Raw genomic sequence first — 22,101 nt, forward strand, 5'->3', positions numbered from 1 at the left:
AATAGTCGTGTTGTTAAAAGAAAATCGAAAACACGTGGTGAATTAATCGTCAATCAGACAACAAGCGTAGCGCATAGTGCCGATGACATTTATGATTAACATCATGTGAAGTGCACAAATCACAGGATGATGGAAAAACCGATGATTTCTCTGCGGTTTAAATAATCTTGATTTTTATAGGGCTAAAAGTTGACAAAATTTGCGTCATCTTCTACCGGCCACAAGGCCGGCTTAGGATACCGATAGCCCGGTGCAAACACAAAATAAATTTAAAGCTTCAAATTTTTTAGTATGGTCTCTGGCAGCACGCTTTTAGTTTCTTTACGTGACGTTGAGGTACGCAATGACGAGCAAACCGTCCGGTTCCGTAAGCTGGTTTCAGGTCTTCCAGCGCGGGCAGCATTATATGAAAACCTGGCCGTCGGACAAACGTCTGGCACCGGTCTTTCCGGAGAACCGCGTTGCGCGTGCCACCCGTTTCGCTATCCGTTTCATGCCGCCGTTGGCGATTTTCACGCTGACCTGGCAGATCGCGCTCGGCGGTCAGCTCGGCCCGGCGATCGCCACAGCGCTGTTCGCCTGCAGCCTGCCTATGCAGGGGCTGTGGTGGCTGGGGCGCCGTTCGGTCACGCCGCTGCCGCCGACGCTGCTGCAATGGTTCCATGAGGTGCGCAACAAGCTGACGGAAGCCGGGCAGGCGGTAGCGCCGCTCGAAGGCACGCCGACCTATCAGACGTTGGCCGATCTGCTCAAGCGTGCTTTCAAGCAGCTGGACAAAACCTTCCTCGACGATCTGTAACTGAGAAAAGGCCGCGTTGATGCGGCCTTTTTCGTCAAAGCGCCAATAACCCCGGTTTAAATCAAAGAACGGTCGAGTTGTGATTTCCTGCGTTCTTGCGCTGTGCGATGCTCCCGCCATCATACAGAAATGAGGAAATCCTGATGGAAATGACCAACGCCCAGCGGCTGATCCTGTCGAACCAGTACAAGATGATGACCCTGCTCGACCCGGACAACGGCGACCGTTATCGCCGGCTGCAAACCATCGTCGAACGCGGGTTCGGGTTGCAAATGCGCGAACTGGATCGCGACTTCGGCGAACTGAGCGAAGAGGTGTGCCGCACCATCATCAACGTGATGGAGATGCACCATGCGCTGCAGGTTTCCTGGGGCAACCTGAAAGAGAAGCAGGATCTGGACGAGCGCCGCCTGGCGTTTCTCGGCTTCGACGCCGCCACCGAAGCGCGCTACCTGAGCTACGTGCGTTTCCTGGTCAGCACCGAGGGGCGTTATACTCACTTCGATTCCGGCAGCCACGGTTTCAACGCCCAGACCAAAATGTGGGAAAAATACCAGCGTATGCTGGCGATCTGGCTGGCCTGTCCGCGCCAGTATCACCTGAGCGCCGTTGAGATAGCGCAAATCATCAATGCTTGATTAAGAAGAGGTTTTCTGTGGAGTGTAAGGGTTTTCTGTTCGATCTTGATGGCACCCTGGTGGATTCATTGCCGGCGGTAGAGCGCGCCTGGACGCACTGGGCCGAGCGCCGCGGTGTCAACCCGCAAGCGGTGCTGGATTTCATTCACGGTAAACAGGCCATTACTTCTCTGCGCCACTTTATGCCGGGCGAAAGCGAAGCGGAAATTCAGCGCGAGTTCGAGTTGCTGGAGCAGGCCGAAGCGCAGGATACCGACGGCGTTCGCGCGCTGCCGGGCGCGATTGCGCTGCTGGAGCGCCTGAACGCGCTCGGTATCCCTTGGGCGATCGTCACCTCCGGTTCGGTGCCGGTGGCCGGCGCTCGCCGCCAGGCCGGCGGTTTGCCGCAGCCGGAGGTGTTCATCACCGCCGAGCAGGTTAAACACGGTAAGCCACAGCCCGACGCCTATCTGCTGGGCGCCGAGCGCCTGGGGCTTGCGCCGCACGAGTGCGTGGTGGTTGAAGACGCGCCGGCCGGCATTCTCTCCGGCCTGGCGGCGGGCTGCCAGGTGATTGCGGTCAACGCGCCGGCGGATGCGCCGAAGCTGGATCAGGTCGACCTGCGGCTGGATTCGCTGGCGCAGATCGCCGTCGATAAAACGGCGCAGGGCGCGATCGTTCGCCGGCTGGCCTGAGCGGCATTATCTTCACCCTAATTGATTAGACCCCGCTTCGGCGGGGTTTTTTTATGCTATTTTTTAGACCTTTGGACATTTGCCGGATGAGGCCGTTTTGAACAGCGAATTACTGTGGGTGCTGAGTTTACTGCTGATTGCCATCGTGCTGTTTACCACCAACAAGCTGCGCATGGACGTGGTGGCGCTGTTGGTGATCATCGCCTTCGTGCTGAGCGGCACGCTCAGCCTGCAGGAGGCGACGGTCGGCTTCAGCGATCCCAACGTGATTTTGATCGCGGCGCTGTTCGTGATCGGCGAAGGGCTGGTGCGCACCGGCGTGGCCTATCAGGTGGGGGACTGGCTGGTGAAAGTGGCCGGCAGCAGCGAAACCAAAATGTTGATGCTGCTGATGGTGACGGTCGCCGGGCTGGGCGCGTTCATGAGCTCGACCGGCGTGGTGGCGATCTTTATCCCGGTGGTGCTCAGCGTGACGGCCAGAATGAAGATCGCGCCGGGACGGCTGATGATGCCGCTCAGCTTCGCTGGGCTTATCAGCGGCATGATGACGCTGGTGGCCACGCCGCCCAACATGGTGGTCAACAGCGAACTGGTGCGAGAAGGCATCCATGGTTTCGGTTTCTTCAGCGTGACGCCCATTGGCCTGGTGGTGCTGGCGCTGGGCGTCGGGTACATGCTGATCGCCCGGCGTTGGCTGGGTAGCGGTGAAACGGGCAAAGCCGGCGATGACTGGCAGCGCCGCACCTTCCGCGATTTGATCCGCGACTACAAGTTGACCGGCCGCGCGCGGCGGTTGGCTGTCCGCAGCGCTTCGCCGCTGATCGGGCGTTCGCTGGATGAACTGCACCTGCGTGCGCGTTATGGCGCCAACGTGGTGGGTATCGAGCGCTGGAAACGCTTCCGGCGGGTGATGGTCAGCGCCTCCGGCAGCACCGAGCTGCGCGAGGGCGACGTCCTCTTGATCGACATGTCGGACAGCCAGGTCGATCTGCGCGAATTCTGCGGCGAGCAGCGGCTGGAGCCGATGGTGTTGCGCGGCGATTACTTCTCTGAACAGTCGCGCAACGTCGGCATGGCGGAAGTGTCGCTGATCCCGGACTCGGCGCTGCTGGGCAAAAGCCTGCGCGAAGCGGCGTTCCGCAGCCGCTACGATCTCAACGTGGTGGGCATCCGCCGCCACGGCGAGACGCTGGGCGGCAAGCTGGTGGACGAGCCGCTGGAGCTGGGCGACATTTTGCTGGTGATCGGCGACTGGAAGGCGATCCGTCAGCTGCAGGCCAAAACCCACGACTTTATCGTGCTCAACTTGCCGGCCGAGGTGGACGAAGTGGCGCCGGCGATCACGCAGGCGCCGCACGCGCTGTTTTGCCTGGCGCTGATGGTGGCAATGATGTTGACCGACGAAATCCCCAACCCCATCGCGGCGCTGATCGCTTGTCTGCTGATGGGCAAGTTTCGCTGTATCGATATGGAGAGCGCCTATAAATCGATCCATTGGCCGAGCATCATTTTGATCGTCGGGATGATGCCGTTTGCGCAGGCGCTGCAAAAGACCGGCGGGGTGGATCTGATCGTCAGCGGGCTGATGGACGTCGCCGGCGGCGCGGGGCCTCGCGTGATGCTGCTGTGCCTGTTCGTCTTGTGCGCCACCATCGGCCTGTTTATTTCCAACACCGCGACGGCGGTGCTGATGGCGCCGATCGCCATCGCCGCCGCGCGCGAAATGGGCGTCTCGCCATACCCGTTCGCGATGATTATCGCCATCGCCGCGTCCGCCGCCTTTATGACGCCGGTCTCTTCACCGGTCAACACGTTGGTGCTGGGGCCGGGCAATTACAAGTTCGGCGATTTCGTGCGTCTCGGCGTGCCGTTCACTCTGCTGGTGATGGCGGTCAGCGTGATTGTGGTGCCGTGGCTCTACGGCTTTTAACGGCGCAGCGAGGCTGCGCCGGCGGGGTTACAGCGAACTGTCGAGGCTGATTTCGTCCAATGACAGGCTGAAGCTGGGAATGAACACGTCCATGAAGTAGTCCATTTCCGGGCTGCGGCGCTGTTCCAGAGTTTTATCCAGCCGCGCCTTGGCCAGGGTGAATTCGTTGTTGCCGGCAGAGAGTTCCTCCAGGCATTTCAGGTAGGCGCACAGCGCGTCTGCCTGCTTCACTACCTGCTTTTCATCTTCGCTGTAGTAGTGCTCATCGAGAATGGTGCGGAAATCGTTGCGCAGCTCCGCGGGGATCATGTCCAGCAGCTTTTGCTGCGCGATCTTTTCGATCTTCTTGTATTCATGGGCGATCTGCGGATTGTAGTACTTGATCGGCGTCGGCATGTCGCCGGTGATCACTTCGCTGGCATCGTGGTACATCGCCAGCAGCGCAACGCGGTCGGCGTTGAGGTTGCCGTTGAATTTGCGGTTCTTGATCACCGCCAACGCGTGGGCGACGAAAGCCACCTGCAGACTGTGTTCGGAGACGTTCTCGGTACGCACGTTGCGCATCAGCGGCCAGCGGTTGATCAGTTTCAGGCGGGACAGATGGGCGAAGAAATGGCTCTGGCTCATGGTGCTCTCTTTAACGGCAAGTGAGGGCCCCATTGTGAAGCAGTGACGGCGAATTTTGCAACCGGGCAATGAGAGAAGGGCGCAGCAAGGCGCTGCGCCCCAGGCGATTACTGGTGGTAACCTTCCAGGAAGCGGCCCAGTTTGCCGACCGCCATTTCCAGTTCGTCTACGCGCGGCAGGGTGACGATGCGCACGTGATCCGGGTAAGGCCAGTTGAACGCGGTGCCCTGCACCAGCAGCACTTTTTCCTGCAGCAGCAGGTCCAGCACCAGTTTCTGGTCGTCGTGGATGTTGAAGCGCTTGGCGTCGATGCGCGGGAACATGTACAGCGCGCCCTGCGGTTTTACGCAAGAGACGCCCGGAATGTCGTTGAGCAGTTCCCAGGTGCGGTTGCGCTGTTCGTACAGGCGGCCGCCGGGCTGAATGAATTCGCTGATGCTCTGATAACCGCCCAGCGCGGTTTGAATGGCGTGTTGCATCGGCACGTTGGCGCACAGGCGCATCGAAGCCAGCATCTCCAGCCCTTCGATATAGCCTTTGGCGTGTTTCTTCGGCCCGTTCAGCACCATCCAGCCCTGGCGGAAGCCCGCCACGCGGTAGGTTTTCGACAGGCCGTTGAAGGTCACGGTCAGCAGATCCGGCGCCAGCGCGGCGATCGAATGGTGCTCGGCTTCGTCATACAGGATCTTGTCGTAGATCTCGTCGGCGAAGATGATCAGGTTGTGTTGACGGGCGATCTCGACGATCTGTTCCAGCAGCGCTTTGCTGTAAACCGCGCCGGTCGGGTTGTTCGGGTTGATGATCACGATGCCGCGGGTGCGCGGGGTGATCTTGCTGATGATGTCGTCCAGATCCGGGAACCAGCCGGCCTGCTCATCGCACAGGTAGTGCACGGCCTTGCCGCCGGACAGCGATACCGCGGCGGTCCACAGCGGGTAGTCCGGCGCCGGCACCAGCATTTCGTCGCCGCTGTTGAGCAGCGCCTGCATGGATTGGACGATCAGCTCCGAGACGCCGTTGCCAATGTAGATATCCTCAACGGTCACGTCACGCATGTTACGCGCCTGGTAGTGCTGCATGATCGCTTTACGCGCCGAGAAGAGGCCTTTGGAATCGGAGTAGCCTTGCGCCGTGGGCAGATTGCGGATCACGTCGACCAGGATTTCGTCCGGGGCGTCGAAACCGAACGGGGCAGGGTTGCCGATGTTCAGTTTCAGGACTTTGTTGCCTTCTTCTTCAAGACGTTTAGCTTCTTTAAGCACCGGGCCGCGAATGTCATAGCAGACGTTGTCCAGTTTGCTGGATTTCTCAATGGGGGACATAAAAAGTTGAGCCTTTTGCTGGGATAGGGGCGCTCCTACCGTGGGACGCCGCAACTCGCCCAATGTACTCCTGGCGTAGTTGCTTTTGAAGGGTTTTGCACGCCTTTGGTGCAAATGCATGTCGTAACGGGGGATTTTAGTTATGATAAGCAAAGGTAAAGTTATTTTGTGGTTCATAATTTCATGAACTATAATTTTACTAGGGTTTTGTTCTGTAAAATCCCGCCTCGATAAACGCGACGTGCCGGCGATCGCGGCTGGCAGCAGTGAACTGATAAGCCGAAAGGGAGAATAGGCTTCAATAAACTGTAAAGGAACGATAATACCGGAGTTGTCTGATAGCGGGGTGTCAGTTAGCGCACCACACTAAGGAAAATGACATATTTACATTAGCTTTACTTTATATTTTACCTTAAGCATTGTTTATGTGGTTATAGGATTATTATTTAAAGCAAAAATCTTACTGATTGAATTTATTAAATTCATTGAGTGGTAACACGAAGTCGGTACCGTTAATTATTTATCTTTTTTGCTCTGTAATGCAGTCTGAACGCCGGTTGATAAGGGTTCTCAGTAGCACGAATGGAGTGGAAATTAGGCAGTATGAATGAGTAAAATCTCAGGTTCGGTGGGGGTTTTCCCTTTTCACCGGTATTCAGTCCCCCGCGTTCTATAAGCACCATCGATAGATCGCATTTTAAAAAGCGATAGAGGTAACGAATCATAAGTAATTTTTTTGCCCTCCACTTATGAGTGGGGTACTGTCATAACAGGCTCCGTCCTTTTCAACGGCGTCTGAGAAACACACCAGGGTAGTAGTTCGTAAATTAGAATTTAAAAAAGTGAAGAATACACTATGACAACTGCAAATCGTCCGATACTTAATCTCGACCTCGATCTGCTAAGAACCTTTGTTGCGGTTGCTGATTTGAATACCTTTGCGGCGGCGGCGGTTGCCGTATGCCGTACTCAATCAGCCGTCAGTCAACAAATGCAGCGATTAGAGCAACTGGTCGGCAAAGAACTGTTTGCCCGCCATGGGCGTAATAAACTCCTGACTGAGCATGGTATTCAGCTTCTCGGTTATGCCAGGAAGATCCTGCGCTTTAACGACGAAGCCTGTACCTCGCTGATGTACAACAATATTAAAGGTGTTCTGACCATCGGCGCTTCCGACGATACTGCCGATACCATTCTGCCTTTCCTGTTGAACCGCGTGACTGCCATCTATCCGAAGCTGGCCATTGACGTGCGCGTAAAGCGCAGCGCGACGATGGTCGATCTGCTGGAAGAGGGCGAGATCGATCTGGCGGTGACCACGGCCGATCCGGCCGGACATCCGCATATCGTGCTGCGCACATCGCCGACGCTGTGGTACTGCGCCGCCGATTACCACTATCAGGCGGGCGAACCGATCCCGTTGGTGGTGATGGATGAGCCAAGCCCGTTCCGCGCGCTGGCGATCAAGCAGCTGGACGAAGCCGGCATCCCTTGGCGCATCGCCTACGTCGCCTCCACGCTGTCCGCGGTGCGGGCGGCCTGTAAGGCCGGCCTGGGCGTGACCGCGCGGCCGATCGAGATGATGAGTCCCGATCTGCGGGTGCTGGGGGCGGTGGAAGGCTTGCCGCCGCTGCCGGATACCCAGTATGCGCTGTGCAAAAACGCGCAGTGCAGCAATGAGCTGGCGATGGCCATCTTCAGCGCGATGCAGGGCGGCAATGGCGGTTATGGCTTCAACGGCGCGGAAGCCGGTCTCCAGGGCGATCAGGATGGCGCCAGCCTGGTGGACGAAGAAGAATAACGCCGCGGCGTGATATCTGATGAAAACCTCTGCTTCGGCGGAGGTTTTTTTTGCCCTTTTTTTGGCGATTCTTACTGTTATAGGGGTTTAATGACGATTTTGTTATGAGTTGGCTGTTTTATTAACTTTTAAGCGTTAGTAAAAAGAGAGTTTGGCCGGGTTTAAGACGCTGAGTTTGTTTTTTGAGCAATAAGATTGAATGGGTTAAAGGCATGGTAATAGCAGGGTTATTTTGTTAGCTTATAGCGGCCGTTTTTGCGGCTTAATTTGAGGAAAATTGTTAAAGGGCCACACTTTTTTTGAGGATTTATGCTGAAAACGTGTCCTGGATCAAAAAAATACCCCTAGGTAGTGAGTGGAAGAACAGGGAATTCCTGAGACAATGGTATAGTAAAACTGAAATGTGCACGTTGGTTTATATCTATCTGTTTCTACACAAAAATTAACTGACACGATTTAGCCAGCCCCTGGCGCATCAAATGTTAATCAAATGATACGTATGTAAACTAGTGTGTAGATACTTTTGTCAAAGTTGACAAAAGGTTATAGAAAGGAGTAAAAAGCCCACAGAAAAACGCTGCCTAACTCGCTGTAAAAGCAGTTTGTTTGTGTGGTTATTTATCCTTCCCTTAAATCGATGTGGCGCACTAACTGCCGGTGACAAGAGCAGTGCGATCGACGCCACTTTTGATGAGTAAGCATAGAGTATGTCAACAACCACTGAAGTTATCGCTCATCACTGGGCGCTCGCCGTATTTCTCGTCGTGGCTATCGGGCTCTGCGGCTTAATGCTGCTGGGTGCGTTCTTCTTGGGCGGGAGAGCCCGGGCACGCGCCAAACACACCCCGTTTGAATCAGGCATCGACTCGGTCGGCACGGCGCGCATGCGCTTGTCCGCCAAGTTCTACCTGGTGGCCATGTTCTTCGTTATTTTCGACGTTGAAGCCTTATACCTGTATGCCTGGTCGGTCTCGGTTCGCGAGAGCGGTTGGGTAGGCTTTATCGAAGCCGCCATTTTCATTTTGGTGCTATTGGCCGGTCTGGTTTATCTGGTGCGCATCGGCGCGTTGGATTGGACTCCGGCGCGTTCCCAACGCCGCAGCAAACCGAGCACGATCACTAACACCAACAGTCATCCGCAGTAACAGCGAGGCATTAAGATGGACTATACGCTCACCCGCATAGACCCGAACGGTGAGAACGACCGTTATCCCCTGCAAAAACAGGAGATCGTCGCCGATCCCCTGGAACAACAGGTCCACCGCACGGTTTACATGGGTAAACTCGAACATGCGCTGCATGACATGGTGAACTGGGGGCGTAAAAACTCTATTTGGCCGTATAACTTCGGCCTTTCGTGCTGTTACGTGGAGATGGTGACGTCGTTTACCGCCGTTCACGACGTGGCGCGTTTCGGTGCGGAAGTACTGCGCGCCTCCCCGCGTCAGGCTGACCTGATGGTGGTAGCCGGCACCTGTTTCACCAAGATGGCCCCGGTCATCCAACGCCTGTACGAGCAGATGCTGGAGCCTAAGTGGGTGATCTCGATGGGCGCCTGCGCCAACTCCGGCGGCATGTACGACATCTATTCCGTGGTGCAGGGCGTGGACAAGTTCCTGCCGGTCGACGTGTACATTCCCGGCTGCCCGCCGCGTCCGGAAGCCTACATGCAAGCGCTGATGCTGCTGCAGGAATCCATCGGCAAAGAACGTCGCCCGCTGTCGTGGGTTGTCGGCGATCAGGGCGTTTACCGCGCCAATATGCAGTCTGAAAGAGAGCGTAAACACGGCGAGCGCATCGCGGTGACCAACCTCCGGACGCCTGACGAGATTTAAGACGTTCATTTAACGTCCATCTTAGTGCGCTATTGGTTAACACAGCGAAAAGTGAAACTTGCGGCGAATAACCCTTTAGTGTGGTGAAAAAAAATTATGACAGATTTGACGACGCACGACGCCTTGCCTGCCTGGCAGACCCGAGATCACCTTGACGACCCGGTGATCGGCGAACTGCGCAACCGTTTTGGGCCGGAAGCCTTTACTGTTCAGGCCACCCGTACCGGCATGCCCGTTGTATGGGTTAAACCTGACCAGTTGCTGGAAGTAATGACGTTCCTGAGAAAACAGCCGAAGCCGTATGTCATGCTGTTCGATCTGCATGGCGTGGACGAACGTCTTCGCACCCACCGCGACGGCCTGCCCGCTGCGGATTTCTCCGTTTTCTACCATCTGATTTCCATCGAACGCAACCGCGACATCATGCTGAAGGTGGCGCTGTCTGAAAAAGACCTGCACGTGCCGACGGCGACCAAGGTGTTCCCGAACGCCAACTGGTACGAGCGCGAAACCTGGGAAATGTTCGGCATCACCTTCGACGGCCACCCGCACCTGTCGCGCATCATGATGCCGCAGACCTGGGAAGGGCACCCGCTGCGCAAGGACTACCCGGCGCGCGCCACCGAATTCGATCCTTTCGTGCTGACCAAGCAGAAAGAAGATCTGGAGATGGAAGCGCTGACCTTCAAGCCGGAAGACTGGGGCATGAAGCGCGGCACCGAGAACGAAGACTTCATGTTCCTCAACCTCGGCCCGAACCACCCGTCTGCGCACGGTGCGTTCCGCATCATTCTGCAGCTGGACGGCGAAGAGATCGTCGACTGCGTGCCGGATATCGGCTATCACCACCGCGGCGCCGAGAAGATGGGCGAGCGTCAATCCTGGCACAGCTACATTCCGTACACCGACCGTATCGAGTACCTCGGCGGCTGCGTGAACGAAATGCCTTATGTGCTGGCGGTCGAGAAGCTGGCCGGCATCAAGGTGCCGGAGCGCGTTGACACCATCCGCGTGATGCTGTCCGAGCTGTTCCGCATCAACAGCCACCTGCTGTACATCTCCACCTTCATTCAGGACGTCGGCGCGATGACCCCGGTGTTCTTCGCCTTTACCGACCGTCAGAAAATCTACGATCTGGTGGAAGCGATCACCGGTTTCCGTATGCACCCGGCCTGGTTCCGCATCGGCGGCGTCGCGCACGATCTGCCGCGCGGCTGGGATCGCCTGCTGCGTGAATTCCTCGACTGGATGCCGAAGCGTTTGGACTCCTACGTGAAAGCGGCGCTGAAGAACAGCATCCTGAAAGGCCGTTCCATCGGCGTAGCGTCTTACAACGCCAAAGAAGCGCTGGAGTGGGGCGTAACCGGCGCCGGCCTGCGTGCCACTGGCGTTGAGTTCGACGTGCGTAAATGGCGTCCTTACTCCGGCTACGAGAACTTCGACTTCGAAGTGCCGGTCGGCGACGGCACCAGCGACTGCTACACCCGCGTGATGCTGAAGGTGGAAGAGCTGCGCCAGAGCCTGCGCATCCTCGAGCAGTGCCTGAACAACATGCCGGAAGGCCCGTTCAAGGCCGATCACCCGCTGACCACGCCGCCGCCGAAAGAGCGTACGCTGCAGCATATTGAAACGCTGATCACCCACTTCCTGCAGGTTTCCTGGGGCCCGGTGATGCCAGCCAACGAATCATTCCAGATGATTGAAGCCACCAAAGGGATCAACAGCTACTACCTGACCAGCGACGGCAGCACCATGAGCTACCGCACCCGGGTACGTACGCCGAGCTTTGCGCACCTGCAGCAGATCCCATCGGTCATCCGTGGCAGCCTGGTTTCCGACCTGATCGTCTATCTGGGTAGTATCGATTTTGTAATGTCAGATGTGGACCGCTAACTATGCATGATCAAAAAGACAATCACGCAGTCAATGATGCGCTCGAGCCCATCAACGCAGCCGCTCCTCAGAGCGGCGTTGATGCTTTTGTACTGAGCGCGGAAGAACGTGATGCGATCGAGCACGAAAAGCACCATTACGAGGATCCGCGCGCCGCTTCCATCGAAGCACTGAAAATTGTGCAGAAGCAGCGCGGCTGGGTTCCGGACGGTGCGATTTACGCCATCGCGGAAGTGCTGGGCATCCCCGCCAGCGACGTAGAAGGCGTGGCCACGTTCTACAGCCAGATTTTCCGTCAGCCAGTAGGACGTCACGTGATCCGTTATTGTGACAGCGTTGTTTGTCACATCACCGGTTACCAGGGCATTCAGGCCGCTATCGAGAAGAAGCTGAACATCAAGCCGGGTCAAACCACCTTTGATGGCCGCTTCACGCTGTTGCCGACCTGCTGTCTGGGCAACTGCGATAAAGGGCCGACCATGATGATTGACGAGGACACTCACAGTCAGCTGAAGCCTGAAGATATCGAGACGCTACTGGAGCAGTATCAATGACCAAGCACATTGTACGCACTCCCGAAACGCATCCGCTGACCTGGCGTCTGCGCGATGACAAGCAGCCGCTGTGGCTGGACGAGTACCGCAGCAAAAACGGCTATGCCGGCGCAGAAAAGGCCCTCAAAGGCCTGGCCCCGGACGAGATCGTCGGCCTGGTGAAAGACTCCGGGCTGAAGGGCCGCGGCGGCGCGGGCTTCTCCACCGGTTTGAAGTGGAGCCTGATGCCGAAGGACGAATCCATGAACATCCGTTACCTGCTGTGTAACGCCGATGAAATGGAGCCGGGCACTTATAAAGACCGCCTGCTGATGGAGCAACTGCCGCACCTGCTGGTGGAAGGCATGCTGATCTCCGCGTTCGCGCTGAAAGCCTACCGTGGGTACATCTTCCTGCGCGGTGAGTACATCGAAGCGGCGGCGCACCTGCGTCGCGCCATCGCGGAAGCCACCGAAGCCGGCTATCTGGGCAAGAACATTCTCGGCACCGGGTTCGATTTCGAGCTGATCGTGCACACCGGCGCCGGCCGTTACATCTGCGGCGAAGAAACCGCGCTGATCAACTCGCTGGAAGGCCGCCGCGCCAACCCGCGTTCCAAACCGCCATTCCCGGCCAGCGCCGGCGTGTGGGGCAAGCCGACCTGCGTCAACAACGTCGAAACGCTGTGCAACGTGCCGGCCATTTTGGCGAACGGCGTGGAGTGGTACACCGGCATCTCCGGCAGTGAAGACAAAGGCACCAAGCTGATGGGCTTCTCCGGCCGGGTGAAAAATCCGGGCGTCTGGGAGCTGCCGTTCGGCACCACCGCGCGCGAGATCCTGGAAGACTACGCCGGCGGCATGCGCGACGGTCTGCGCTTCAAAGCCTGGCAGCCGGGCGGCGCGGGGACCGACTTCCTGACCGCCGATCACCTCGATCTGCCGATGGAATACGGCGCGATCGGCAAAGCCGGCAGCCGTCTCGGCACCGCGCTGGCGATGGCGGTAGACCACGAGATCGGCATGGTGCCGCTGGTGCGTAACCTGGAAGAGTTCTTCGCCCGCGAGTCCTGCGGCTGGTGTACGCCATGCCGCGACGGCCTGCCGTGGAGCGTGAAGATCCTGCGTGCGTTGGAAAACGGCGAAGGGCAGCCGGGGGATATCGAAACCCTCGAACAGCTGTGCCGTTCCCTCGGCCCGGGCAAAACCTTCTGCGCCCACGCGCCAGGTGCCGTAGAGCCACTGCAAAGCGCGATTAAATATTTCCGTGAAGAGTTCGAGGCGGGCATCGCCGTGCAGCACTTCGGCAACGCCCATGCGATTGGCGGCATTCAGCCGAACAATCTGCTGAAGCAGCGCTGGTAAGCCGACTCGCCCGAACACGGCCAGAATTTTTGATTAACGCCTGCCGCAAGGCAGGCCACTTGGAAGCATGCTGACTATGGCTACGATTCATGTAGACGGCAAAGAGTATGAGGTAGACGGAGCGGACAACCTGCTGCAGGCTTGTCTTTCCCTCGGCCTTGATATTCCTTACTTTTGCTGGCATCCGGCGCTGGGAAGCGTCGGCGCTTGCCGCCAATGTGCGGTAAAGCAATACCAAAACGCGGAAGATACGCGCGGCCGTTTGGTGATGTCCTGTATGACCCCGGCATCCGACGGCACCTTCATCTCCATCGATGACGGTGAAGCAAAGCAGTTCCGTGAAAGCGTGGTCGAGTGGTTGATGACCAACCACCCGCACGATTGCCCGGTCTGTGAAGAAGGCGGTAACTGTCACCTGCAGGATATGACGGTAATGACCGGCCACAGCTTCCGCCGCTACCGCTTCACCAAGCGCACCCACAACAACCAGGAGCTGGGGCCGTTTATCTCGCACGAGATGAACCGCTGCATCGCCTGCTACCGCTGCGTGCGTTACTACAAAGACTATGCGGACGGCACCGACTTCGGCGTGTACGGCGCGCACGACAACGTCTACTTCGGTCGCCCGGAAAGCGGCACGCTGGAAAGCGAGTTCTCCGGCAACCTGGTGGAAGTGTGCCCGACCGGCGTATTCACCGACAAAACGCACTCCGAACGCTACAACCGTAAATGGGACATGCAGTTTGCGCCGAGCATTTGCCAGCAGTGCAGCATCGGCTGTAACACCAGCCCGGGCGAACGCTATGGCGAGCTGCGCCGTATCGAAAACCGTTACAACGGCAGCGTGAACCACTACTTCCTGTGCGACCGCGGCCGTTTCGGTTACGGCTACGTCAACCAGAAAGATCGTCCGCGTCAACCGCAACAGCTGCGCGGCGATGACTGGATCACCCTGAACGCCGAGCAGGCGATGCAGGGCGCGGCGGACATCCTGCGTCAGGCGAAGAAAACCATCGGCATCGGTTCCCCGCGCGCCAGCCTGGAAAGCAACTTCGCACTGCGCGAGCTGGTCGGCGCCGAGAACTACTACACCGGTATCGCTCAGGCGGAGCAATCACGCCTGGCGCTGATGCTGAACGTGCTGAAAAACGGCGGCGTCCATACGCCGGCGCTGCGTGAGATCGAAGATTACGATGCGGTGCTGGTGCTGGGCGAAGACCTGACGCAAACCGGTGCGCGTATCGCGCTGTCCGTGCGCCAGGCCGTCAAGGGTAAAGCCCGCGCGATGGCAGCGGCGCAACGCGTGGCCGACTGGCAGATCGCGGCGGTGCAGAACATCGGTCAGCACGCCAAGTACCCGCTGTTCACCACCAACGTCGACAACACCCGTCTGGACGACATCGCCGCCTGGAACTACCGCGCGCCGGTGGACGAGCAGGCGCGCTTCGGCTTCGCCATCGCTCACGCGCTGGACAGCGCGGCGCCGGCGGTGAACGATCTGGCTGAAGGCCTGAACAAGAAAGTCGATATCATCGTGCAGGCGCTGACCGGCGCACGCAAACCGCTGATCGTGACCGGCAGCAACGCCGGCAGCGAAGCCATCATCGAAGCGGCGGCCAACATCGCCAAAGCGTTGAAGGGCCGCGGTTCCGATGTCGGCATCACCTTCGTGGCGGGCGCAGCCAACAGCATGGGCCTGGCGATGATCGGCGGCGGTTCGCTCGATCAGGCGCTGGAACAGCTGGCGAGCGGCGCAGCCGACACCGCCATAGTGATGGAAAACGATCTCTATCGTCATGCGCCGGCGGCGCAGGTGGATGCGGCGTTGGCCAAGGTCAACAACCTGATCGTCGCCGACCACCAGCGCACCGCGATCATGGACAAAGCCAACCTGATCCTCTCCTCGGCCAGCTTTGCCGAGAGCGACGGTACGCTGATCAACCAGGAAGGCCGCGCGCAGCGCTTCTTCCAGGTATACGATCCGGCTTATTACGACGACGCCAAGAAGAATCAGTTCACCGTGATGCTGGAAAGCTGGCGCTGGATGCACTCGCTGCACTCCACCTACACCAGCCGCCACGTGGACTGGACCCAGCTCGATGACGTGATCGCCGCTTGCGTTGCCGCGTTGCCGCAGCTGCAGGGCATCGTCGACGCTGCGCCGGACGCGACTTTCCGCATTCGCGGTCAGAAGCTGGCGCGTTCGCCGCACCGCTCCAGCGGCCGTACCGCCATGCGCGCCAACATCAGCGTGCACGAGCCGCGTCAGCCGCAGGATAAAGACACCATGTTCGCCTTCTCGATGGAAGGGAACAACAGTCCGCTGGCCGATCGTCAGCAGATCCCGTTCGCCTGGGCGCCAGGCTGGAACTCACCGCAGGCATGGAACAAGTTCCAGGCCGAAGTGGGCGGCAAACTGCGCCACGGCGATCCGGGCGTGCGCCTGATAGAAGCGGGGGAGGGCAGCCTCGGTTACTTCGATCGCGTGCCTGCCGCGTTCAATCCGGTCGACGGCTGGCGTGTCGCGCCTTACTACCACCTGTTCGGCAGCGACGAAATGTCGCAGCGCTCTCACGTGATCCAGCAGCGCATGCCGGAAGCCTACGTGATGGTCAACCCGGCCGATGCGGCGACGCTTGGCGTCAACGCGGGCAGCCTGGTGGAGTTCAGCTGTGCGGGCCAGACCCTGCGTCTGCCGGTGCGTCTGAGTGAAACCCTGACCCAGGGCCAGGTTGGTTTGCCGCTCGGCTTGCCAGGGATCCCGCCGATCTTGGTGGGTGCTAAGGTAGACAATCTGCGGGAGGCGGCACGATGAGCTGGTTTACCCCTGAGGTGATCGACATTCTGATCGCCATTCTTAAAGCGGTCGTGATCCTGTTGGTGGTCGTGGCGTGCGGGGCATTCATGAGCTTCGGCGAACGCCGCCTGCTCGGCCTGTTCCAGAACCGCTACGGACCGAACCGCGTAGGCTGGGGCGGCTCGCTGCAGCTGGTCGCCGACATGATCAAAATGTTCTTCAAGGAAGACTGGGTACCGAGATTCTCCGACCGGGTGATCTTCACCCTGGCGCCGATGATCGCCTTTACTTCCCTGTTGCTGGCATTTGCTATCGTTCCGGTCAGCCCGACCTGGGCGGTGTCCGATCTCAACATCGGTATTCTGTTCTTCCTGATGATGGCCGGCCTGGCGGTGTACGCCGTGCTGTTCGCCGGATGGTCGAGCAACAACAAATACTCGCTGTTGGGCGCGATGCGCGCCTCCGCGCAAACCCTGAGCTACGAAGTGTTCATCGGCCTGTCGCTGATGGGCGTGGTGATGCAGGCGGATTCGTTCAACATGCAGGCCATCGTTGAATCCCAGGCGCACGTCTGGAACGTCATTCCGCAGTTCTTCGGCTTTGTGACCTTCGCGATCGCCGGCGTGGCGGTGTGCCACCGTCACCCGTTTGACCAGCCGGAAGCCGAGCAGGAACTGGCCGACGGTTACCACATCGAATATTCCGGCATGAAGTTCGGTCTGTTCTTCGTGGGGGAATACATCGGTATCGTCACCGTGTCCGCCCTGATTGTGACGTTGTTCTTCGGCGGCTGGCAGGGTCCGTTCCTGCCGCCATTCATCTGGTTCGCGTTGAAAACGGCCTTCTTCATGATGATGTTCATCCTGATCCGTGCCGCGCTGCCGCGTCCGCGTTATGACCAGGTGATGTCCTTCGGCTGGAAAGTGTGCCTGCCGCTGACGCTGCTGAACCTGCTGGCAACCGCCGCGGTCATTTTGTACAACGCTCAATAAGGGGTGAATAAACCATGACATTGAAAGAGTTAGTGGTTGGTTTCGGCACCCAGGTGCGCAGCATTTGGATGATTGGCATGCATGCCTTCGCCAAGCGCGAAACCCAGATGTATCCGGAAGAACCGGTTTACCTGCCGCCGCGCTACCGTGGCCGCATCGTGCTGACGCGCGATCCGGACGGCGAAGAGCGCTGCGTCGCCTGTAACCTGTGTGCGGTTGCCTGCCCGGTCGGCTGTATCTCGCTGCAAAAAGCGGAGCAGAAAGACGGCCGTTGGTATCCGGAGTTCTTCCGCATCAACTTCTCGCGCTGCATTTTCTGTGGCCTGTGCGAAGAGGCTTGCCCGACTACCGCTATCCAGCTGACGCCGGATTTCGAACTGGGTGAGTACAAGCGTCAGGATCTGGTGTACGAAAAAGAAGATCTGTTGATCTCGGGGCCGGGTAAATATCCGGAATATAACTTCTACCGGATGGCCGGTATGGCGATTGACGGCAAAGCCAAAGGCGAAGCCGAAAACGAAGCCAAACCGATCGACGTCAAAGGTCTGTTGCCCTAAGGAGCCAGCAAGCATGGAAATTGCATTTTACCTGGCAGGTTTGATTGCGGTGGCCGCGACGATTCGCGTGATCACCCATACCAACCCTGTGCATGCGCTGCTGTATCTGATCGTCTCGTTATTGGCGATCTCGGCAGTCTTCTTCTCGCTCGGCGCCTACTTTGCCGCCGCGTTGGAAATCATCGTCTATGCGGGCGCCATCATGGTGCTGTTCGTGTTCGTGGTGATGATGCTGAACCTCGGCAACGTGCAGCAGCAAGAGCGCGACTGGATGAAGCCAACGGTGTGGATCGGGCCTGGCCTGTTGTCGCTGGCGCTGCTGGTGGTATTGATCGTCGCTATTCGCAGCGTATCCGACCAGGGTATCAGCGGCGAGATGGTCGACGCGAAGGCGGTGGGCATCAGCCTGTTCGGGCCTTACGTACTGGCGGTTGAGCTGGCTTCAATGCTGCTGTTGGCGGGTCTGGTTGTCGCCTTCCATATCGGCCGCGAGCACAAGCCTGGCGAGGTGCTGAGCAACGCGCCGGCGAGTGGCGAAATGGCGAGAAGAAAATCGGAGGAGCAAGCATGATCCCTCTTCAACACGGCCTGATCCTGGCGGCTATCCTGTTTGTGCTCGGGCTGACCGGGCTGTTGGTGCGCCGCAACCTGCTGTTTATGCTGATCAGCCTGGAAGTGATGATCAACGCTGCGGCGTTGGCGTTTATCGTGGCGGGAAGCTACTGGGGCCAGGCGGACGGTCAGGTGATGTACATCCTGGCGATCAGCCTGGCGGCAGCCGAGGCCAGTATCGGCCTGGCGCTGCTGCTGCAGCTCTACCGTCGTCGTCATACCCTGAATATTGATACTGTCAGTGAGATGCGCGGATGAACCTATTATATTTAACAATTCTGCTACCGCTGATCGGGTTCCTGCTGTTGGCATTTTCCCGCGGTCGTTGGTCTGAGAACACGGCGGCTACCGTCGGCGTGGGCTCTATCGGCCTGGCTGCGCTGGTCACGGTGTATGTGGCGATGGATTTCTTCGCCCAGAAAGCCGCCGGCGTGCAGCTGTTCGAGCAAAGCCTGTGGACCTGGATGGCCGTCGGCAACTTCAATATCGGCGTGACCCTGGTGCTGGACGGCCTGTCGCTGACCATGCTGTCGGTGGTCACCGGCGTTGGCTTCTTCATCCACATGTTCGCCTCCTGGTACATGCGCGGTGAAGAGGGCTATTCGCGCTTCTTCGCTTACACCAACCTGTTTATCGCCAGTATGGTGGTCTTGGTGCTGGCGGACAACCTGCTGCTGATGTATCTGGGTTGGGAAGGCGTGGGCCTGTGCAGCTACCTGTTGATCGGCTTCTACTACAAAGATCCGGCCAACGGCGCGGCGGCGATGAAAGCCTTCATCGTGACCCGCGTGGGCGACGTGTTCCTGGCGTTCGCGCTGTTCATCCTCTACAACGAGCTGGGCACGCTGAATATCCGCGAGCTGATGATCCTGGCACCGCAGAAACTGGCGGTGGGCGATACGGCCATCACCTGGGCGACCCTGATGCTGCTGGGCGGCGCGGTCGGTAAATCGGCGCAGCTGCCGTTGCAAACCTGGTTGGCGGACGCGATGGCGGGCCCAACCCCTGTTTCCGCACTGATCCACGCGGCGACCATGGTGACCGCGGGCGTCTATCTGATCGCCCGTACGCACGGCCTGTTCCTGATGGCGCCGGAAGTGTTGCACCTGGTGGGCATCGTCGGTGCGGTCACTCTGCTGCTGGCCGGCTTCGCCGCACTGGTGCAGACCGACATCAAGCGCGTGCTCGCTTACTCCACCATGAGCCAGATCGGTTACATGTTCCTGGCGCTGGGCGTGCAGGCATGGGACGCGGCGATCTTCCACCTGATGACCCACGCGTTCTTCAAGGCGCTGCTGTTCCTGTCGTCCGGTTCGGTGATCCTGGCTTGCCACCACGAGCAAAACATCTTCAAGATGGGCGGCCTGCGCAAGAGCATCCCGCTGGTGTACGTCTGCTTCCTGGTGGGTGGCGCGGCGCTGTCTGCGTTGCCGTTGGTCACGGCCGGCTTCTTCAGTAAGGACGAGATCCTGGCGGGCGCGATGGCCAACGGCCATATCAACCTGATGGTGGCCGGCCTGGTCGGCGCGTTCATGACCTCGCTGTACACCTTCCGTATGATTTTCATCGTGTTCCACGGCGAAGAGAAAATCAAAGCGCATGCCGGTAAAGGCATCACTCACCACCTGCCGCTGCTGGTTCTGCTGGTGCTGTCCACCTTCGTCGGCGCGATGATCGTGCCGCCGTTGCAGGGCGTGCTGCCGGATACGACCGAGCTGGCGCACGGCAGCGTGCTGACGCTGGAAATCACCTCTGGCGTGGTAGCTATCGTCGGCATTCTGCTGGCGGCCGCGCTGTGGCTGGGCAAACGCAGCCTGGTCAACAGCATCGCCAACAGTGCGCCGGGGCGTTTCTTCTCGACCTGGTGGTTCCATGCCTGGGGCTTCGACTGGCTGTATGACAAAGTGTTCGTCAAGCCGTACCTGGGCATTGCGAAGCTGCTGCAGCGCGATCCGCTGAACTCGCTGATGAACCTGCCGGCCGTCTTCTCCCGCTGGGGGAACCGCGGTCTGACGGTGAGCGAGAACGGTCAGGTGCGTTGGTATATAGCGTCTATGGGTGTGGGTGCAGTGGTCGTATTGGCTCTGTTGATTTTGGTTTAATTGAATAATTTAAACAGACGCATTTTTCGGGCGTAGCGCCGGGCAGGCGCTACGTACAAAGTTTGAAATTATTCGTATAAGGGACACAAAACGCCATGCTATTACCTTGGCTAATTCTTATCCCCTTTATCGGCGGTCTGCTGTGCTGGCAGCTTGAGCGCTTCGGTACTAAGGTGCCGCGCTGGATAGCGCTGATCGCAATGGGGCTGACGTTGGCGCTCTCTCTGCAGTTGTGGATGCAGGGCGGCTATACCTTGACCACGCCGAAAGGCATTCCGCAGTGGCAGAGCGAATTCCTGCTGCCGTGGATCCCGCGCTTCGGCATCTCCATCCACCTGGCGCTGGACGGCCTGTCGCTGCTGATGGTGGTGTTGACCGGTCTGCTGGGCGTGCTGGCGATCCTCTGTTCCTGGCGTGAAATCCAGAAGTATCAGGGCTTCTTCCACCTCAACCTGCTGTGGATCCTGGGCGGCGTTATCGGCGTGTTCCTCGCCATCGACATGTTCCTGTTCTTCTTCTTCTGGGAAATGATGTTGGTGCCGATGTACTTCCTGATCGCGCTGTGGGGCCACAAGGCGTCGGACGGTAAAACCCGTATCACCGCGGCGACCAAGTTCTTCATCTACACCCAGGCCAGTGGTCTGGTGATGCTGATTGCGATCCTGGGCCTGGTGTTCGTGCACTACAACGCGACCGGCGTGTGGACCTTCGATTACGAAGACCTGCTGCAAACGCCGATGTCCCACAACGTGCAATATCTGTTGATGCTGGGCTTCTTCATCGCCTTCGCGGTGAAAATGCCGGTGGTGCCGCTGCACGGCTGGTTGCCGGACGCGCACAGCCAGGCACCGACCGCAGGTTCCGTTGACCTGGCGGGCATCTTGCTGAAAACGGCGGCCTACGGCCTGCTGCGTTTCAGCCTGCCGCTGTTCCCTGAGGCTTCGCACGAGTTTGCGCCAATCGCCATGTGGCTGGGCGTGATCGGCATCTTCTACGGCGCCTGGATGGCGTTCGCGCAGACAGACATCAAGCGTCTTATCGCCTACACCTCGGTTTCGCACATGGGCTTCGTGCTGATCGCCATCTACACCGGCAGCCAGCTGGCTTACCAGGGCGCGGTGATCCAGATGATCGCGCACGGTCTGTCCGCCGCCGGTATGTTTATCATCTGCGGCCAGCTGTATGAGCGTCTGCATACCCGTGACATGCGTCAGATGGGCGGCCTGTGGGGGCGTATCAAGTTCATCCCTGCGCTGTCGCTGTTCTTCGCCGTGGCTACGCTGGGGATGCCAGGTACCGGTAACTTCGTCGGCGAATTCATGATTCTGTTCGGCAGCTACCAGGTGGTGCCGGTGATCACCGTGATTTCTACCTTCGGTCTAGTGTTCGCTTCGGTTTACTCGCTGATCATGATGCAGCGCGCTTATTACGGTGCGCCTAAATCCGACCAACCGCTGCAGGGCATGACCGCGCGCGAGCTGTTCATCATTCTGCTGCTGGTGGTGTTGCTGGTTCTGCTGGGGGTTTACCCGCAGCCGATTCTGGATACTTCCAACGCGGCGATGAGCAACGTGCAACACTGGTTTGGTTCGTCAGTTTCAGCAATTTCAACAACAAGGCCGTAA

At 58.6% G+C, this 22,101-nt stretch carries 19 protein-coding genes; 17 read left to right on the forward strand and 2 right to left on the reverse strand.

The window, feature by feature from the left end:
- The first annotated feature begins 343 nt into the window (after positions 1–343).
- From yfbV to ACJ8HT_RS00910, 4 genes are all read left to right on the forward strand, one after another.
- Positions 344–799: a terminus macrodomain insulation protein YfbV gene (gene yfbV, locus ACJ8HT_RS00895; protein WP_004936061.1), complete on the forward strand. Its 456-nt coding sequence runs from the start codon at positions 344–346 to the stop codon at positions 797–799.
- A 143-nt stretch (positions 800–942) separates the two neighbouring features.
- A complete protein-coding gene (locus ACJ8HT_RS00900) occupies positions 943–1,437 on the forward strand; it encodes a YfbU family protein (RefSeq protein ID WP_016926898.1) in 495 nt (164 codons plus the stop codon).
- A gap of 17 nt (positions 1,438–1,454) precedes the next feature.
- The gene (locus ACJ8HT_RS00905; protein WP_055312510.1) at positions 1,455–2,111 is read left to right on the forward strand and encodes a sugar phosphatase; all 657 of its coding nucleotides are present in this window, start codon (positions 1,455–1,457) and stop codon (positions 2,109–2,111) included.
- 79 nt (positions 2,112–2,190) lie between these two features.
- Positions 2,191–4,041, forward strand: a complete 1,851-nt coding sequence (locus tag ACJ8HT_RS00910; protein ID WP_072270997.1) for an SLC13 family permease — start codon at positions 2,191–2,193, stop codon at positions 4,039–4,041.
- A 27-nt stretch (positions 4,042–4,068) separates the two neighbouring features.
- On the opposite strand, the gene yfbR is transcribed toward ACJ8HT_RS00910, so the two are convergent.
- On the reverse strand, positions 4,069–4,668 hold the full coding sequence (gene yfbR, locus ACJ8HT_RS00915; protein WP_025303666.1) for a 5'-deoxynucleotidase: 600 nt from the start codon (positions 4,666–4,668) through the stop codon (positions 4,069–4,071).
- 107 nt (positions 4,669–4,775) lie between these two features.
- Positions 4,776–5,990 carry a pyridoxal phosphate-dependent aminotransferase gene (locus ACJ8HT_RS00920; protein ID WP_004936047.1) on the reverse strand — a complete coding sequence of 405 codons (1,215 nt, stop codon included), beginning with the start codon at positions 5,988–5,990 and terminating at the stop codon, positions 4,776–4,778.
- A gap of 856 nt (positions 5,991–6,846) precedes the next feature.
- Between ACJ8HT_RS00920 and lrhA the strand changes: the two genes are divergently transcribed.
- The 13 genes from lrhA (at position 6,847) to nuoM (ending at position 22,101) form a co-directional block, all read left to right on the forward strand.
- Positions 6,847–7,791 carry a transcriptional regulator LrhA gene (gene lrhA, locus ACJ8HT_RS00925; RefSeq protein WP_194572817.1) on the forward strand — a complete coding sequence of 315 codons (945 nt, stop codon included), beginning with the start codon at positions 6,847–6,849 and terminating at the stop codon, positions 7,789–7,791.
- Positions 7,792–8,498: 707 nt separating this feature from the next.
- On the forward strand, positions 8,499–8,936 hold the full coding sequence (gene nuoA, locus ACJ8HT_RS00930) for an NADH-quinone oxidoreductase subunit NuoA (RefSeq protein ID WP_025303663.1): 438 nt from the start codon (positions 8,499–8,501) through the stop codon (positions 8,934–8,936).
- 15 nt (positions 8,937–8,951) lie between these two features.
- Positions 8,952–9,626 carry a NuoB/complex I 20 kDa subunit family protein gene (locus ACJ8HT_RS00935; RefSeq protein ID WP_004936039.1) on the forward strand — a complete coding sequence of 225 codons (675 nt, stop codon included), beginning with the start codon at positions 8,952–8,954 and terminating at the stop codon, positions 9,624–9,626.
- 96 nt (positions 9,627–9,722) lie between these two features.
- Positions 9,723–11,519 (forward strand): NADH-quinone oxidoreductase subunit C/D, encoded by a 1,797-nt coding sequence (nuoC, locus tag ACJ8HT_RS00940; protein WP_004936036.1) that lies wholly within the window; start codon positions 9,723–9,725, stop codon positions 11,517–11,519.
- Between the two features lie 2 nt (positions 11,520–11,521).
- A complete protein-coding gene (gene nuoE, locus ACJ8HT_RS00945; RefSeq protein WP_004936034.1) occupies positions 11,522–12,073 on the forward strand; it encodes an NADH-quinone oxidoreductase subunit NuoE in 552 nt (183 codons plus the stop codon).
- Positions 12,070–13,416, forward strand: a complete 1,347-nt coding sequence (nuoF, locus tag ACJ8HT_RS00950; protein WP_015378579.1) for an NADH-quinone oxidoreductase subunit NuoF — start codon at positions 12,070–12,072, stop codon at positions 13,414–13,416. Before nuoE ends, nuoF begins: the two co-directional genes overlap by 4 nt.
- A 76-nt stretch (positions 13,417–13,492) precedes the next feature.
- Positions 13,493–16,231 carry an NADH-quinone oxidoreductase subunit NuoG gene (gene nuoG / locus ACJ8HT_RS00955; RefSeq protein ID WP_031300541.1) on the forward strand — a complete coding sequence of 913 codons (2,739 nt, stop codon included), beginning with the start codon at positions 13,493–13,495 and terminating at the stop codon, positions 16,229–16,231.
- Entirely contained in the window at positions 16,228–17,205 is a 978-nt protein-coding gene (gene nuoH, locus ACJ8HT_RS00960; protein WP_004936022.1) for an NADH-quinone oxidoreductase subunit NuoH, read from the forward strand. The genes nuoG and nuoH overlap by 4 nt, the downstream gene beginning before the upstream one ends.
- Positions 17,206–17,219: 14 nt before the next feature.
- On the forward strand, positions 17,220–17,762 hold the full coding sequence (nuoI, locus tag ACJ8HT_RS00965; protein WP_025160170.1) for an NADH-quinone oxidoreductase subunit NuoI: 543 nt from the start codon (positions 17,220–17,222) through the stop codon (positions 17,760–17,762).
- A 13-nt stretch (positions 17,763–17,775) separates the two neighbouring features.
- Entirely contained in the window at positions 17,776–18,333 is a 558-nt protein-coding gene (gene nuoJ / locus ACJ8HT_RS00970; RefSeq protein WP_019453717.1) for an NADH-quinone oxidoreductase subunit J, read from the forward strand.
- On the forward strand, positions 18,330–18,632 hold the full coding sequence (gene nuoK / locus ACJ8HT_RS00975; protein ID WP_004936014.1) for an NADH-quinone oxidoreductase subunit NuoK: 303 nt from the start codon (positions 18,330–18,332) through the stop codon (positions 18,630–18,632). The genes nuoJ and nuoK overlap by 4 nt, the downstream gene beginning before the upstream one ends.
- The gene (nuoL, locus tag ACJ8HT_RS00980) at positions 18,629–20,476 is read left to right on the forward strand and encodes an NADH-quinone oxidoreductase subunit L (RefSeq protein ID WP_019453716.1); all 1,848 of its coding nucleotides are present in this window, start codon (positions 18,629–18,631) and stop codon (positions 20,474–20,476) included. The genes nuoK and nuoL overlap by 4 nt, the downstream gene beginning before the upstream one ends.
- A gap of 95 nt (positions 20,477–20,571) precedes the next feature.
- Entirely contained in the window at positions 20,572–22,101 is a 1,530-nt protein-coding gene (gene nuoM, locus ACJ8HT_RS00985; protein WP_025303660.1) for an NADH-quinone oxidoreductase subunit M, read from the forward strand.

The organism is Serratia sp. CY44782 (assembly GCF_052168715.1).
GTDB classification, from domain to species: Bacteria; Pseudomonadota; Gammaproteobacteria; order Enterobacterales; family Enterobacteriaceae; genus Serratia; species Serratia nevei.

What these genes read in the sequence shown, in the direction of transcription:
- yfbV (WP_004936061.1), top strand. Translation starts at nt 344, where the DNA reads ATGACGAGCAAACCGTCCGGTTCCGTAAGCTGGTTTCAGGTCTTCCAG.
- ACJ8HT_RS00900 (WP_016926898.1), top strand. Translation starts at nt 943, where the DNA reads ATGGAAATGACCAACGCCCAGCGGCTGATCCTGTCGAACCAGTACAAG.
- yfbR (WP_025303666.1), bottom strand. Translation starts at nt 4,668, where the DNA reads ATGAGCCAGAGCCATTTCTTCGCCCATCTGTCCCGCCTGAAACTGATC.
- ACJ8HT_RS00920 (WP_004936047.1), bottom strand. Translation starts at nt 5,990, where the DNA reads ATGTCCCCCATTGAGAAATCCAGCAAACTGGACAACGTCTGCTATGAC.
- lrhA (WP_194572817.1), top strand. Translation starts at nt 6,847, where the DNA reads ATGACAACTGCAAATCGTCCGATACTTAATCTCGACCTCGATCTGCTA.
- nuoA (WP_025303663.1), top strand. Translation starts at nt 8,499, where the DNA reads ATGTCAACAACCACTGAAGTTATCGCTCATCACTGGGCGCTCGCCGTA.
- ACJ8HT_RS00935 (WP_004936039.1), top strand. Translation starts at nt 8,952, where the DNA reads ATGGACTATACGCTCACCCGCATAGACCCGAACGGTGAGAACGACCGT.
- nuoC (WP_004936036.1), top strand. Translation starts at nt 9,723, where the DNA reads ATGACAGATTTGACGACGCACGACGCCTTGCCTGCCTGGCAGACCCGA.
- nuoE (WP_004936034.1), top strand. Translation starts at nt 11,522, where the DNA reads ATGCATGATCAAAAAGACAATCACGCAGTCAATGATGCGCTCGAGCCC.
- nuoF (WP_015378579.1), top strand. Translation starts at nt 12,070, where the DNA reads ATGACCAAGCACATTGTACGCACTCCCGAAACGCATCCGCTGACCTGG.
- nuoG (WP_031300541.1), top strand. Translation starts at nt 13,493, where the DNA reads ATGGCTACGATTCATGTAGACGGCAAAGAGTATGAGGTAGACGGAGCG.
- nuoH (WP_004936022.1), top strand. Translation starts at nt 16,228, where the DNA reads ATGAGCTGGTTTACCCCTGAGGTGATCGACATTCTGATCGCCATTCTT.
- nuoI (WP_025160170.1), top strand. Translation starts at nt 17,220, where the DNA reads ATGACATTGAAAGAGTTAGTGGTTGGTTTCGGCACCCAGGTGCGCAGC.
- nuoJ (WP_019453717.1), top strand. Translation starts at nt 17,776, where the DNA reads ATGGAAATTGCATTTTACCTGGCAGGTTTGATTGCGGTGGCCGCGACG.
- nuoK (WP_004936014.1), top strand. Translation starts at nt 18,330, where the DNA reads ATGATCCCTCTTCAACACGGCCTGATCCTGGCGGCTATCCTGTTTGTG.
- nuoL (WP_019453716.1), top strand. Translation starts at nt 18,629, where the DNA reads ATGAACCTATTATATTTAACAATTCTGCTACCGCTGATCGGGTTCCTG.
- nuoM (WP_025303660.1), top strand. Translation starts at nt 20,572, where the DNA reads ATGCTATTACCTTGGCTAATTCTTATCCCCTTTATCGGCGGTCTGCTG.